This window comes from Nocardia carnea NBRC 14403 (genome assembly GCF_000308515.1).
In the GTDB taxonomy this organism is placed as follows: domain Bacteria; phylum Actinomycetota; class Actinomycetes; order Mycobacteriales; family Mycobacteriaceae; genus Nocardia; species Nocardia carnea.
Window position 1 is genome coordinate 75,667 of record NZ_BAFV01000040.1, and the last position, 12,186, is coordinate 87,852.

General features: G+C 67.9%; 15 protein-coding genes. 6 read left to right on the top strand and 9 right to left on the bottom strand.

The genetic code is table 11. The features are described 5' to 3' along the window. Positions 1–178: 178 nt before the first annotated feature. Positions 179–1,021: an IclR family transcriptional regulator gene (locus tag ON22_RS15070; protein WP_033242635.1), complete on the top strand. Its 843-nt coding sequence runs from the start codon at positions 179–181 to the stop codon at positions 1,019–1,021. A gap of 290 nt (positions 1,022–1,311) precedes the next feature. Here ON22_RS15070 and ON22_RS15075 read toward each other — a convergent pair whose 3' ends face one another. Beyond that, on the bottom strand, positions 1,312–1,929 hold the full coding sequence (locus ON22_RS15075) for a PadR family transcriptional regulator (protein WP_081595598.1): 618 nt from the start codon (positions 1,927–1,929) through the stop codon (positions 1,312–1,314). Positions 1,930–2,160: 231 nt separating this feature from the next. Here ON22_RS15075 and ON22_RS15080 point away from each other — a divergent pair, with 231 nt between their 5' ends. From ON22_RS15080 to ON22_RS15090, 3 genes are all read left to right on the top strand, one after another. Beyond that, positions 2,161–3,696, top strand: a complete 1,536-nt coding sequence (locus ON22_RS15080; protein ID WP_033242633.1) for an FAD-binding protein — start codon at positions 2,161–2,163, stop codon at positions 3,694–3,696. A gap of 30 nt (positions 3,697–3,726) precedes the next feature. Then, positions 3,727–4,098, top strand: coding sequence for a nuclear transport factor 2 family protein (locus ON22_RS15085; RefSeq protein WP_033242632.1), 372 nt, complete (start codon positions 3,727–3,729; stop codon positions 4,096–4,098). 84 nt (positions 4,099–4,182) lie between these two features. Continuing rightward, positions 4,183–4,440, top strand: a complete 258-nt coding sequence (locus tag ON22_RS15090; RefSeq protein WP_033242994.1) for a hypothetical protein — start codon at positions 4,183–4,185, stop codon at positions 4,438–4,440. Positions 4,441–4,532: 92 nt separating this feature from the next. Here ON22_RS15090 and ON22_RS15095 read toward each other — a convergent pair whose 3' ends face one another. The 6 genes from ON22_RS15095 to ON22_RS15120 form a co-directional block, all read right to left on the bottom strand. Continuing rightward, on the bottom strand, positions 4,533–5,120 hold the full coding sequence (locus ON22_RS15095) for an NUDIX hydrolase (RefSeq protein WP_231508258.1): 588 nt from the start codon (positions 5,118–5,120) through the stop codon (positions 4,533–4,535). 21 nt (positions 5,121–5,141) lie between these two features. Continuing rightward, positions 5,142–5,969: a mycofactocin-coupled SDR family oxidoreductase gene (locus ON22_RS15100; protein WP_033242630.1), complete on the bottom strand. Its 828-nt coding sequence runs from the start codon at positions 5,967–5,969 to the stop codon at positions 5,142–5,144. 1 nt (position 5,970) lies between these two features. Continuing rightward, positions 5,971–6,768 (bottom strand): mycofactocin-coupled SDR family oxidoreductase, encoded by a 798-nt coding sequence (locus ON22_RS15105; RefSeq protein ID WP_033242629.1) that lies wholly within the window; start codon positions 6,766–6,768, stop codon positions 5,971–5,973. A gap of 139 nt (positions 6,769–6,907) precedes the next feature. After that, the gene (locus tag ON22_RS15110; protein ID WP_033242993.1) at positions 6,908–7,411 is read right to left on the bottom strand and encodes a thioesterase family protein; all 504 of its coding nucleotides are present in this window, start codon (positions 7,409–7,411) and stop codon (positions 6,908–6,910) included. Between the two features lie 99 nt (positions 7,412–7,510). Continuing rightward, positions 7,511–8,251, bottom strand: a complete 741-nt coding sequence (locus ON22_RS15115; RefSeq protein WP_033242992.1) for an SDR family NAD(P)-dependent oxidoreductase — start codon at positions 8,249–8,251, stop codon at positions 7,511–7,513. Between the two features lie 29 nt (positions 8,252–8,280). Beyond that, entirely contained in the window at positions 8,281–9,153 is an 873-nt protein-coding gene (locus ON22_RS15120) for a TIGR03619 family F420-dependent LLM class oxidoreductase (RefSeq protein ID WP_033242628.1), read from the bottom strand. Between the two features lie 76 nt (positions 9,154–9,229). On the opposite strand from ON22_RS15120, the gene ON22_RS15125 reads away from it, so the two are divergent. After that, complete coding sequence (locus ON22_RS15125) at positions 9,230–9,910, top strand: hypothetical protein (protein WP_033242627.1); 681 nt, start codon at positions 9,230–9,232, stop codon at positions 9,908–9,910. A 26-nt stretch (positions 9,911–9,936) separates the two neighbouring features. Here the strand turns inward: ON22_RS15125 and ON22_RS15130 are convergent, their stop codons facing one another. Then, entirely contained in the window at positions 9,937–10,314 is a 378-nt protein-coding gene (locus ON22_RS15130; RefSeq protein ID WP_033242626.1) for a nuclear transport factor 2 family protein, read from the bottom strand. Positions 10,315–10,462: 148 nt separating this feature from the next. Between ON22_RS15130 and ON22_RS34670 the strand changes: the two genes are divergently transcribed. Then, a complete protein-coding gene (locus ON22_RS34670; RefSeq protein WP_051157654.1) occupies positions 10,463–11,146 on the top strand; it encodes a PucR family transcriptional regulator in 684 nt (227 codons plus the stop codon). Positions 11,147–11,160: 14 nt separating this feature from the next. Here ON22_RS34670 and ON22_RS15140 read toward each other — a convergent pair whose 3' ends face one another. Continuing rightward, positions 11,161–12,075, bottom strand: a complete 915-nt coding sequence (locus tag ON22_RS15140; RefSeq protein ID WP_174375585.1) for a LysR family transcriptional regulator — start codon at positions 12,073–12,075, stop codon at positions 11,161–11,163. Positions 12,076–12,186 lie beyond the last annotated feature (111 nt).

A 12,186-nucleotide genomic window follows, 5' to 3' on the forward strand; every position in this document is an offset into this window, starting at 1 on the left:
GGCGCCGGATACGGCCCTCCGGGTCGAGCTTTTCGCTCGACCTGGAGGGCCGTTCGTCATTTTCGGCCATCTTCCGGGATTCGTGTGACAGCGAGCACAACGGGGTGTTACAAATAGGTATATGCCTAATAGGCATATTCCGTTGGGCATCAGCTCGCAGACCCCGATGGAGGGCTCCATGACCATCCCCGCCGACACCGCGACCCCGAGCGCCGTGATCGACCGTATTTCGCTGGTCCTCGACGCGTTCGAAGGGCACGGCCGCCTGACACATGCGCAGGTGGTCCGGCGGACCGGACTTCCCCGGTCCTCCGTACACCGCATCCTCGAGCAGCTCGTGCGCCTGCGCTGGCTGCGCCGCGACGGACGCGATTACGCACTCGGGCTGCGACTGATGGAACTCGGCTCCCTCGCGGTACACCAGGACCGCTTGCATCGCGCCGCCGTCCCCTTCCTGCACGAACTGCACCGCAGCACCGGTTATGTCGTACACCTGGCCGTACTCGACGGAACGGATGTGGTCTACCTGGACAAGGTCGGGGGCCGGCTCGGTAACGCGATACCCACCCGCGTCGGCGGCCGCCAGCCCGCCCACTGCACGGCCGTCGGCAAGGCGATCCTCGCCGATACCGAGGCTGCCGATTTCTTCGGCGCCGACGCCGTCCGGACGAAAACGCGCTACTCCATCGCGACCGCGGCGCAGTTGCGGGCCGAGCTTGCCAAGGTCCGGGCGCACGGGGTCGCCTTCGAACGGGAAGAGTCACTGCCGGGTTTCGGCTGCGTCGCCGCGCCGATCGGCGAGCTCGGCCGGGCGGTGGCGGCGGTATCGATCTGCGGGCCGATCCAGCGGATGAACCTCGACCACCGGCTGGCGGCGCCGGTACGGATGACCGCCCTCGGGATCTGGCGCAATGTCGAGGACGGCGAGGTACGAGTGCATCCCACATTGCAACAGCTCCGCCCCCTGGCCCCGGCGCCGAACATCCGGCCGGGCGTCCACGCCGAGCCGGCACTCACCTGACCGGACCACCGCCATCGGACGGTCCGTCGCCCGCCGGATCTGGCCGGCCGGCGCCACCGGGGCCGGGCCCGTAGCCGGGCCTGCCCCGGGCACCCCCGGCCCGGCAGGTCCACCATCGTCCGGTCCCCACGCCGACGGGATCGGCGAGTCACCATCACCAGGATCAGTGGGACCGCAATGACCGGCGCCACAATCGGCACGATCACCAGGAGCCAGCGCAGGTCCCGGGTGAGCTGCAGGAATTTATCCGATCCGGGCGCAGGCTCGACCGAGGCATTTCGGACGGACCGTCAGCGCCTTTCGGGATCCTCCTGCCGGACCCGCTGCTCGACCTCCCGCCACCGGCCCGGGAGGGGATGCGGGTAGTCGGTTTGTTCATCGTGTTCGGCTGTCACCAGTGCGGTTTCGGCCGCATCGATATCGTCGATCAACTGCCGGGCCAGGTCGCGTTCGGCCGCATAGTAGCGCTGCGCCCATTGCAGCACGATCTGCGAATACGCCCATCCGGGTTCGGTTTTCGCGGCTTCCGAGTCGACGGCCGCGCTGTGTTCCAGGCGCTCGACATCGGCGATATGGTCGCGCAGGATTTCCTTGAGCCGGTCCGGGGAACTGAGATGCCCGAACATGACCCGCAGCATCACATGGTGTTTCAGCATCGGCGGGTCGACGGGCGCGTTGTTGCTCCAGGCGGTGACAGCGGCCCGGCCGGCGGGGGTGATGCGATAGAGCCGGCGACCGCGCATGGCATTGTCGCTGTCCACCCGGGACTGCGCGAACCCGTGCCGTTCGAGCTTCTTCAGCTCCGAGTAGATCTGACTGTAGGAGGGGCTCCAGTAGATGTAGCGGACACTCCAGTCGGCCCATTTCTTCAGGTCGTACCCGGAGATCTCCTCCTCGTAGGAGAGCATGGCGAGCACCGCCCAGCTGGTCGGCGGCAGGTTCACCTGCGCCGGATCGGGTTCGCTCGTCGTCACCGCCGAATGCTATCAACGCCGGTATACCGGTCCGATACACCACTACGCGACCATGGAGATGCCGACCGGATGTCCCGGTCACCGGGAGGGCGGCCCCGCGCCGCGCGGCCGCCGATCTAGCGTCGGCCTCGGCACAATCCGGGAGCGTGAAAAGGCGGTACAGCAGTGGTGAACTTCGACGACGAAGTCGATGTCCTGGTGGCAGGGTCCGGCGCGGGACTCGCCGGCGCCTACACCGCGGCCCGGGAGGGGCTGTCGGTCGCAGTGGTAGAGGCGACCGACAAGTTCGGTGGTACCACCGCGTATTCGGGTGGCGGCGGCGTCTGGTTCCCGTGCAATCCAGTGCTGGAGCGGGCCGGCACCGACGACACCCTCGACGACGCGCTCACTTATTACCGCGCCGTCGTCGGTGACCGCACACCGCTCGAACTGCAGGAAACCTATGTGCGCCGCGGCCGCGATCTCATCGAGTATCTCGAGGCCGACGACCGCTTCCAGTTCCACATGTACCCGTGGCCCGACTACTTCGGCGCGGCGCCGAAGGCACGCACGGACGGACAACGCCATATCGTGCCCGCCCCGCTGCCGGCAGCCGAGCTCGGTGAGCTGCGCGAGCATCTACGCGGACCGCTGGACACCGAACGACTGGGTGCCCCGCTGCCGGATGTGCTGATCGGCGGACAAGCTCTGATCGGCCGTTTTCTACGCGCGCTGGCCACGTATCCGGAGGTGCGCCTGCACCGCAACGCCGCCCTGACCGAACTCGTCGTGGAAGACGGAGCGGTCGTCGGCGCGCTGATCGAACGGCCCGGCGGAACGATGGCGATCCGGGCCCGGCGCGGCGTGATCCTGGCCGCCGGCGGATTCGAGGGCAACGACGAGCTGCGCCGGCGCTACGGTGTGCCCGGCAGCGCACGCGACACCATGGGATCGCCCGGAAACCAGGGCCGCGCGCACGAGGCCGGGATCGCGGCCGGCGCCGATACCGATCTCATGGATCAGGCCTGGTGGTCGCCGGGGCTCACCCATCCGGACGGGCGGTCGGCATTCGCGCTGTGGTTCACCGGGGGTATTTTCGTCGACCAGGACGGGCGGCGATTCGTGAACGAGTCGGCACCGTACGACCGGCTGGGGCGCGCCGCCATCGACCGTATGCGCGCGGGTGAACTCACCCTTCCTTACTGGATGGTCTACGACGACCGGAACGGTGTCACACCTCCGGTGCAGGCCCCCAATGTGTCGTTCGATGCGACCGAAAAGTACGTGGCCGCCGGACTGTGGCGGACCGCCGACACCCTCGAGGAGCTGGCGGAGGTGATCGGTGTGCCCGCCGCCAACCTGGTGGCGACCGTCGAACGCTTCAACGCGATGGTCGCGGCCGGTGCCGATACCGATTTCGGCCGCGGCGACGAGGCCTACGATCGTGCCTTCTCCCAGGGCGAATCGCCCCTGGTGCCGATCGATCGGCCACCCTTCCACGCGGCGGCCTTCGGCCTGTCCGACCTGGGCACCAAGGGGGGCCTGCGCACCGATACCGGCGCCCGGGTCCTCGACGGCGACGGCACCGCGATCCCGGGGCTCTACGCCGCGGGCAACACCATGGCCGCGGTCAGCGGCACCGTCTATCCCGGCGGCGGTAACCCGATCGGCGCCTCGATGCTGTTCAGTCACCTCGCCGTCCGCGACATGCTCGGCCGCTGACCGGCCCCGACCAGAACAGGAAGTAACACCATGCCGGAACCGGACCGGATCCGCGCGGCCGTGCGCCGCTATCTCGAGACCGTCGCCACCGGGACCGCGGCCGAGATCGCCGCGCTCTACCACCCGGACGCCACGCTGGAGGACCCTGTCGGCTCGCCGGCACACACCGGTCGCGCGGCCATCGAGAAGTTCTACAGCCCCCTCGAATCGGCGCGCCGCCGCACCGAACTGCTGAGCCTGCGTGTGAGCGGCGGCAACGCCGCGTTCTCGTTCCGGGTGGTCACCGAAACCGGCGGAAAAACGATCACGGTCGAGCCGATCGATGTCATGACCTTCGACGAGGACGCGCGAATCACCGGTATGCGCGCGTTCTGGTCGCCCGACGACGTCGATTTCGGCTGAGCCCTGGACCGGACACCTCGCCCCTGCGAGGGTGATCGGCTATATCGGCGCGCGGCGCGCGCCCGGCGGACAAAAGGAGTGACCGTGCGAAATATTCAGTGCGCCAACTGCGGAAACCGCGTCCTGGTGGAGAAGTACAGCCCCAGCCATACCAGCGTGCAATGGCTCGACGATGCCGAATCCGCCTGCCCCGAATTCGCCCGGCGGGCGGCCCTGGGCGAGCCCAGCAACTGGATCCCGACCTGTCCGGCACTGCGCGATTCGATCGAACGGGCCGTCGCCGAGGGTGAACTACGCACCGACGAGTACCGCTCCGAACCTGTCCCGGGGCGGCTCGGCTGAACTGCCCCGGACCACGTCACCCGGGGGGTTCCTATGGTTTCCGCAAGTACCGGCCGCGCCCGGTCCCCGTGTTGTAGTCGTTCGAACAAGGCTCAGCTCGAGAGGTGATCCAACCAGGCGTCTTGTTTGTCGGCCAACGGCTTTTCCAGCGGCAGCGCCACGAAGTGACATGCGAACTTCAGGCCGTGGTCGTCGCCTGTGCCGGCGACCCGATGCGTCCAGGCATCAAGTGTGTCTGTCCCGGCGTCGAGGCGGAAAAAAGTTGTTCGGCGTGGATGCCGGGTCCTCGGGTGTGGGCGGTGGTCCACAGCAATTCGATTGATCACGCGGACATCGGATAGCCCGGTTTCTTCCGCCACCTCACGCAGGACCGCCTGTTCGAGATCTTCGCCGGGCTGCACTCCACCGGCCGGTATCTGGGTGCCTGCCTCGGGCAGGCCGACGTGGTCGAACACCAGGAGTTCAGGAACTGCCCGGCGCCTGACCACGTACGCCGCTACCCGGATTCGAGGTTGCTCCATTTCACCATCGTGCCCGAGTCGAGTCGTGTAGCCCGGCGAACGCAGACGAGACCGCGCCCCTTCGAGGTTGTGGTTGCCGGATCCGGACAGGAGTTCACCGCAAATCCGCTTGGCGCACCGTGATTGTCCCCGCTGCTCGACCACGGTGCGGGGAAGCACGACCGCTTCCCCGCACGCCTTTCAGCGCTGGGTGCTGCCGGCGTCCACCGGCAGCGCCACCGCGGTGATGTAGCGGGCCTCCTCGGAGGCCAGGAACAGTGCGGCATTGGCGATATCGACCGGTTCGACCCACGGAATCGCCAGCATGTTCATGGTTCTCGCGGCCTCGGCGAACTCTTCGCGCGTGGGATGCTCGCGATCCGGCCGGAAGGATCTGCGGACCATATCGTTCTGGATCATCGGTGTGTCCACGTTGGTGGGATGCACCGAATTCACTCGGATCCCGTGCGGCGCGAGCTCCTGGGCCAGCGACCGCATCAACCCGACCACACCGTGTTTGGCGGCCGTGTAGTGGGCCACCCCCACCAGCCCGCGCAGGCCCGCGATCGAACTGGTCAGGATCATCGATCCGCTGCCGCGGGCGATGAGATGCGGGGCAGCTGCCTTACAGGTCTGCCATACACCGGTCAGATTGACGTCCAGCATGGTCTGCCACTGCTGTTCGGTCAGTTCCAATGCAGGGGCGCTGGAAGTGATGCCCGCAGTAGCGCAGACGATATCGATACCGCCGAGCTCGTCCACCGCGGCATCGGTGGCCGCGCGCAGCGCCGCGCCGTCGCGGACGTCGGCCACCGCGGTCACGATGCGCGCCCCGGTTGCTTCCACCGCGCGCACAGTGTCCTCGAGGTCTGCCGGGGTCGCCGGTGGAATGATCACCGTATCCACCGGTCCGCAGATATCGATCGCGGCGATATCGGCGCCTTCCTCCGCCAGCCGGATCGCCTGTGCCCGTCCGATTCCTCGTGCCGCGCCGGTGACCAGCGCGACCTTGCCCGAAACCCGTCCCATCTCACACCTTCTGAGTAAGTCCGGCGTCCACGACGAGCTCGATCCCGGTGACGTACCGGGACTCGTCGGACGCGAGGAACAACACGGCATTGCTGATATCCACCGGATCCACCCACGGCACCGGCAGAATCGTGCGCTGGGCGAGCACCCTGGCTGCGTCTTCCCTGGTCGGGTTCGGCAGCTCCGGGCACAATTTCGCGTATACGCGGTCGTTCAGGATCATCGGTGTCGCCACCGACCCCGGATGCACCGTATTGACCCGGATCCCCCGTGGCCCCAGCTCGTTGGCGAGGGTGCGAGCCAGCCCTACCACCGCGTGTTTGCTCGCCGCGTAGTGGGCGGCCGTCGCGCCGCCCTTCACCCCGTTCGTGGATCCGACGATCACGATCGACGCGCCCTCGCCGAGATGTCCACCGGCGGCGCGGATCGTATGCCAGGCGCCCGTCAGGTTGACATCCAGCGCCCGCTGCCACGATTCGTCGGTCAGCTCCCAGGCCGGTGCGTACCCCGCGTAGACACCCGCGTTCGCGACGACCACGTCGAGACGGCCGAGCTGCGCCACCCCCGTGTTCACTGCTTCTTCGACGGCCAGTGGGTCGCGGACATCGGCGAATCCGGTGCTACACCGGCGGCCGGTGCGCTCGACCTCCGCGGCCGTGGCGGCCAGACCGTCCGCGTTCTCGGCGAGATCGAGGGCGATGATATCGGCCCCCTCTTCGGCCAGCCGGCGGCAGTGGGCGCTGCCCATCCCGCCGGCCGCGCCCGTCACCACCGCCACTCGTTGCTGTAGGCGCGTCATCGGGCGCCTCCGGTGAATTCTGCACTCATACGGGCGACGCTAGGTCCGCCGGATTCCCGGCGAGCTCGGTCTTCCCATTGACCGGGCGGTCAGGCGCACCGTTCCCGGTGAGCGGAAACACCGGGACCGGCGTGATCGTTCATCGACGGATCCCGATGGCACCGCAGACCGGTGCGGGCCACGGCAGCGACCGGGAACGTGCGATGTGCTCGTCCAGGGCTTCGGCGATATCGGCGGGTAGTTCGACCGAACGCCGATGCCGCAGGTCCACGTGGACCAGCAGGATTTCGAGGGTGTTGGCGATCCGGCCGCGTCCGGTGTCGACCAGGAACGTCATCATATGGACCGCTTTCGCGCTCCGGTCCAGGATCCGGCCGGCGACGGCGAATCGGTCGCCGGCGCGGAGTTCCCGGTAGTAGGCCAGGTGATGCTGCGCCGTGAACACACCCATTTCTCGTTCGCTGCGGTAGGTGTCGTCGATACCGACCGCCCGGACCAGCGCGTCCGCTCCCAGCGAACCCCAGATCAGATACTGCACGATATCCATATGGTCGTTGCCGTCCAGTATTTCTGCGGTCACGGTGCCGGTCACCGATTCGGACAGCGTGGCGACCTCTTCTGCGGTGGGGAGTTCAGCGATCATGCCGTCATTCTCGGCAGCGACGACATCGGACATCCACCGAGGCGCCCACTCAGCGAACCACTCGTTTCCGCCGCGCGGCCGGTAGCGGCGACCCCGCTACTACCCCGCGGTCTTGCCGTTGTCCGCGAGATAGACGGCACCGTGGACCGCGGAGGCGTCGTCACTGGCCAGGAACGCGACCACCGAGGCGACCTCCTCCGGCTGGTTCATACCCCGGGGGGAAGCAACCCGCATGACCAGGTTCGGGTCGGCACCGTCGGGCAGGGTGAATCCGGTGACCTGCGGGGTCAGCATGCCGCCGGGGCAGACCGCATTGACGCGGAGGCGGTCCGCGGTGAACTCGACCGCGAGGGCGCGGGTCAGGCCGACCAGGCCGTGTTTGGCGGCGCAGTAGCCCGCCGAGTACGCCTGGCCCTCCACTCCGGCGATGGAGGCGACGTTGACGATATTGCCGCCGGTCTCCAGTAGGTGCGGAAGCGCGGCACGGCACAGGTAGAACGGGCCGTTGAGGTTCACCGCGAGGTCGTGTTCCCAGTCCTCGTCGGTGACATCCCCGGTGTGGCGCATCCGGTGCGTACCCGCGACATTGACCAGGATATCCAGTTGCCCGAACGCGGCGACGCAGTCTTCTACCGTCGACCGGCAGGTCTGCGGGGTGGCGATATCGCCGGTGGTGAACCGGCCGCCGGGCACCTCCGCGAACACCTCGGCCAACCGGGTTTCGTCACGCGCCACACCGAAGACCTGCGCCCCGCGACCGGCGAACAGTCGCGCGACTGCCGCCCCGAGCCCGGACGAGGCGCCGGTCACCAGCGCCACTTTCCCCGCAAGACTACTCATTTCGACTTCCTCGGCTCGTTTTTCGGCGTTCACTGGGTGCGGGCGATGACATGTTCGGCGAACCGGGACAGGTTCGCGATCTTGGTGTCCAGGCTCTCGGTGTCCTGTTCGCGGCCGTAGGGGTCGCGGAAGCCGACGATCACATCGGTGACGCCCTTGTCCTCGAGGCGTTTCACGCCGTCGACGGTGAACCCGTCCACCGAGATGACATGGATCTCGAAATCCTCGCGGGTGCCGTATTCGGTGCGCAGGGTGGTGAGTTCGGCGAGCAGGCGGTCGAGTTCGGCCGGATCGCCACCCGCATGCATCCAGCCGTCACCGCGCTGGGCCGCCCGGCGCAGCGCCGGACGGCTGTGCCCGCCGATGAGCAGCGGAATCGGTTCGGTGGGCACGGGTGAGATCTTGATCGGCGGCAGATCGTAGAACTCGCCGTGGAATTCGAAGTAGCCGCCCGCGGTGAGTCCGCGGACGATATCGAGGCATTCGTCCATCCGCTTACCGCGCTTCTCGAACGGCACGTCGAAGATCTCGAAATCATCGGGCCACGGGCTGATTCCGACGCCCAGGCCCAGGCGGTTACCGCTGAGCGCCGCCACCGACGCCGCCTGTTTCGCGACCAGCACCGGCGGCCGGATCGGCAGTTTCAACACGAACGGGGTGAACCGTAGCGTGGTGGTCGCCGCGGCCAGCGCGGCAGCGAGGACGAAGGTTTCGACGAACGGTTTGTCCTCCAGGAACTCCCGGCTGCCGTCGGGGGTGTAGGGGTAGGTGGAATCGGAGTCGCGGGGGTAGGCGATGCTGTCGGCGAGGACCATCGACGTGTATCCGGCGGCCTCGGCGGCCTGCGCCAGCGGCACGTAGTAGGTGGGGTCGGTCATGGTCTCGGCGTAGGTGAACCTCATGGGTCGGCCTTTCTGCGCTCGGCGTCGGGTGGCCGTTTCGTCTCGGCAAAAGTAGAACACGTGCTACTTTTTCGCCATGGCGAAATTGATCATCGCCCTGCACGGCGCGGATCTCGGCGCCCGGTTCCACGCACCGGAATTCCGGGAGGCGCTGGCCGCCGGCGGCGCGAACGCGGTGCAGGTGAACCTCGACGACGCCGACGTCGCGCCCGCGTCGATGCGGTTCGGCCCCGGTGAACCGATCACCGCTCTCGTCTCGGTGTGGACCGACGGTGACCCCGCCGCGATTGTCGCCGCCGTGACCGATACCACCGGCGAACCGGCACCGCACGCCTACCTCGTGCACGAGAACATCCGCCTCGACCCGATGCCGGTGCCGGACGGCACCCGCTGCGACGCCCTGGCGAATATCGCCCTGCTGCGCAGGCCCGCGGCGATGCCGCGAGCGGAATACCTGCAGTACTGGCAGGTGCAGCACACCCCGATCGCCATCCGCACCCAGAACACCGTCGCCTATATCCAGAACACCGTCGAGGAGAAACTCACCTCCTCGGCACCGGAAGTCGCGGCCATTGTCGAGGAACACTTCCCCATGGGCGCGATGACCGACCCGCACACGTTCTACGGCAGCGGCGGCGACGACGCCGAGCTCCGGCGCCGGATCACCGAACTCATGGCCAGCGTCGCACGATTCGGCGCCGATACAGGTTTGGATCTGGTACCCACCAGTCGTTACCAGTGGTCTCTCCGCCCCTGATCCACCCTGCCGGGCGCGGAACTACGTCAAACCAGAGCAGCCTGCATGGCGACACCGTCGACGTAGGAATGTTTCTCCTTGACCGCGCCGTCTTCGACCAGCACGAAGTCCGCGAGATCGACACTCACGTCACGGCCGGTCGCCGAGGTCCCGGTCAACTGCCAGCGCACCACCCAGAAGTCCTCGCCGACGCGAAGCGATACCAGATGGAAGGCCAGGTCCGGGACCAGAGCGAAGGTTCCCGCGGCGGCCTCGCGGATAGCGGCCCGGCCCCGGGCAGGTTCTTGGCCCGAATGCAGATGAAACACCGAATCGGCGGTGTGGAGTTCGATGATCCGGTCGGGATCCCGGTCGGCCCAGCATGCGTGGTAACGCTCGAACAGTTCGCGGATTGCAGTGGTCACGGCGGTAACTCCGATCGATTCGTGGCCGCGGTGGCGGCAGTGAACGCTCAGTATCGGCGGGTGCCGGTGGGCACGGCGATGGGCACGAGCCCCTACTTCGACCGGCTCCGTTGTGCACACGCACTGCCCGGCGCTACCGTTATCGACAGTGAGCCAGGACACACAGTTCGAGAAATCGCGCCTCCTGCGTGATCTCCACGCCGATTCGACGGCGATCACCGAGCTGGTGACCGCCCGGATCGAGCACGACGATATCGACTACGGCACCGCCGCGCTCAGCCATGACGAGCTGGTCGAGCTGGTCGCCGCCGACTCACCGGCCACACTCGAGGAAGCGCTGCGGACAGTGCGGGCACGGGCCGGGGCGAGCCGGCCCTTCACCGACCTCGCCGCCGCGCCCGCCGCACTCACCCAGGCACGTTTCGCGCTCCGATGTTCGAGTCGGGGCGAGACCGGGGTCCACACCTACGCCTCCGCGCCGGAACGCGCCCTGATCGCCGCGAACCCGGATCTGGCGGCGGATGTTCTCGCCGACCTGCTCGCCGCCTTCGACCGGCTCGATCCCAGGGATTGCCAACTGCTCATCGACACCGCGCTGGCCTGGTACGAATTCGGCGGCTCGCCCACCGCAGTAGGCAAGCATCTGCACCTGCACCGCAACACAGTCCGGCACCGTCTGGGCCGAATAGAACGACTCACCGGAAAAGCATTCACCTCACCCGCCGACGCGGCACTGCTGTATCTGGCGCTGCACACCCGGTTGCTCCGGGCACACCACGACGGATCGGCCCCGGACCCGGTTCCGCCGCGAGGCGGGGACCGTGGGGACTGATTCCGGCGGCGCGTTCAGCCCCTGCCCGCGAGGATGTCGCGTTGATCCTCGATCACGGACCGGATCGCGGCCACCACCGCGGCGACCTCCGGCCGGCGCAGCGTCTCGGCCCGGGCCACCAGCCAGTAGCCGAGGGTTACCGCCACCGCATCCGGCAGGACGCGCACCAGGTCTGGGTGGCGATCGGCCATGAAACAGGGCAGCAGGCCCAGACCGGCCGCGGCGCGGGTCGCCTCGACGTGCACGAAAACGTTGGTGGAGGTGACGGATTCGCGCATGGCGGGAACGAAACCGGAGGCCAGGTCCAGATCGTCGACCTGCAGCATGGAATCGATGAAGTACACCAACGGGTGCCGGGCCAGGTCCTCGATCGTCACGGGGGCCGGATGGTCGCGCAGGTACCCGCGGGAGCCGTAGAGGCCCAGACGGTAGTCGGCGAGGTGGGTGGCGGTGGCGCGGCGTACCTGCGGTTCGCCGACGACGATTTCGAGGTCGAGACCGGAACGCTGCCGGGACGCCCGCCGGGTGGTCGCGACGATTTCGACCGCGATACCCGGATGATGCCTGCGCACCTGGGCCGCGGCGGGTGCGGCGATATAGGCACTGAAACCGTCGGTCGCCGACATCCGGACCACTCCTTCGAGCACCCGGTTCCCGTCCGCGCCCGCGGCCAGCGTTTTGACCGCCGATTCCACCGCCTCGGCCGCCGCCAGCGCCTCGCGGCCGAGTTCGGTCAGTTCCCAGCCACCGGTGACGCGGGTGAGCACCCGCCCGCCCAGGGTCTGCTCCAGCGCCGCGATACGCCGGGAAATGGTGGTGTGGTTGATCCCCAGTTCGTCCGCCGCGGTCACGAAACGACCGGAGCGGCCGACGGCGAGCAGGACGAGGAGATCGTCCGCGCTGGGACGACCGGAGACGGACGCACTCATATCTGCACTTTTGCACAGCTGTGCTGCAGAAGTGGTCATTGCGGCGCAAATCCTCTGCACCAATACTCAGTGCAGCCGAATACTGTGGGGGCCGTCACACTGCACGAGTGC

What these genes read in the sequence shown, in the direction of transcription:
- ON22_RS15070 (WP_033242635.1), top strand. Translation starts at nt 179, where the DNA reads ATGACCATCCCCGCCGACACCGCGACCCCGAGCGCCGTGATCGACCGT.
- ON22_RS15075 (WP_081595598.1), bottom strand. Translation starts at nt 1,929, where the DNA reads ATGCTCTCCTACGAGGAGGAGATCTCCGGGTACGACCTGAAGAAATGG.
- ON22_RS15085 (WP_033242632.1), top strand. Translation starts at nt 3,727, where the DNA reads ATGCCGGAACCGGACCGGATCCGCGCGGCCGTGCGCCGCTATCTCGAG.
- ON22_RS15100 (WP_033242630.1), bottom strand. Translation starts at nt 5,969, where the DNA reads ATGGGACGGGTTTCGGGCAAGGTCGCGCTGGTCACCGGCGCGGCACGA.
- ON22_RS15105 (WP_033242629.1), bottom strand. Translation starts at nt 6,768, where the DNA reads ATGACGCGCCTACAGCAACGAGTGGCGGTGGTGACGGGCGCGGCCGGC.
- ON22_RS15110 (WP_033242993.1), bottom strand. Translation starts at nt 7,411, where the DNA reads ATGATCGCTGAACTCCCCACCGCAGAAGAGGTCGCCACGCTGTCCGAA.
- ON22_RS15115 (WP_033242992.1), bottom strand. Translation starts at nt 8,251, where the DNA reads ATGAGTAGTCTTGCGGGGAAAGTGGCGCTGGTGACCGGCGCCTCGTCC.
- ON22_RS15120 (WP_033242628.1), bottom strand. Translation starts at nt 9,153, where the DNA reads ATGAGGTTCACCTACGCCGAGACCATGACCGACCCCACCTACTACGTG.
- ON22_RS15125 (WP_033242627.1), top strand. Translation starts at nt 9,230, where the DNA reads ATGGCGAAATTGATCATCGCCCTGCACGGCGCGGATCTCGGCGCCCGG.
- ON22_RS15140 (WP_174375585.1), bottom strand. Translation starts at nt 12,075, where the DNA reads ATGAGTGCGTCCGTCTCCGGTCGTCCCAGCGCGGACGATCTCCTCGTC.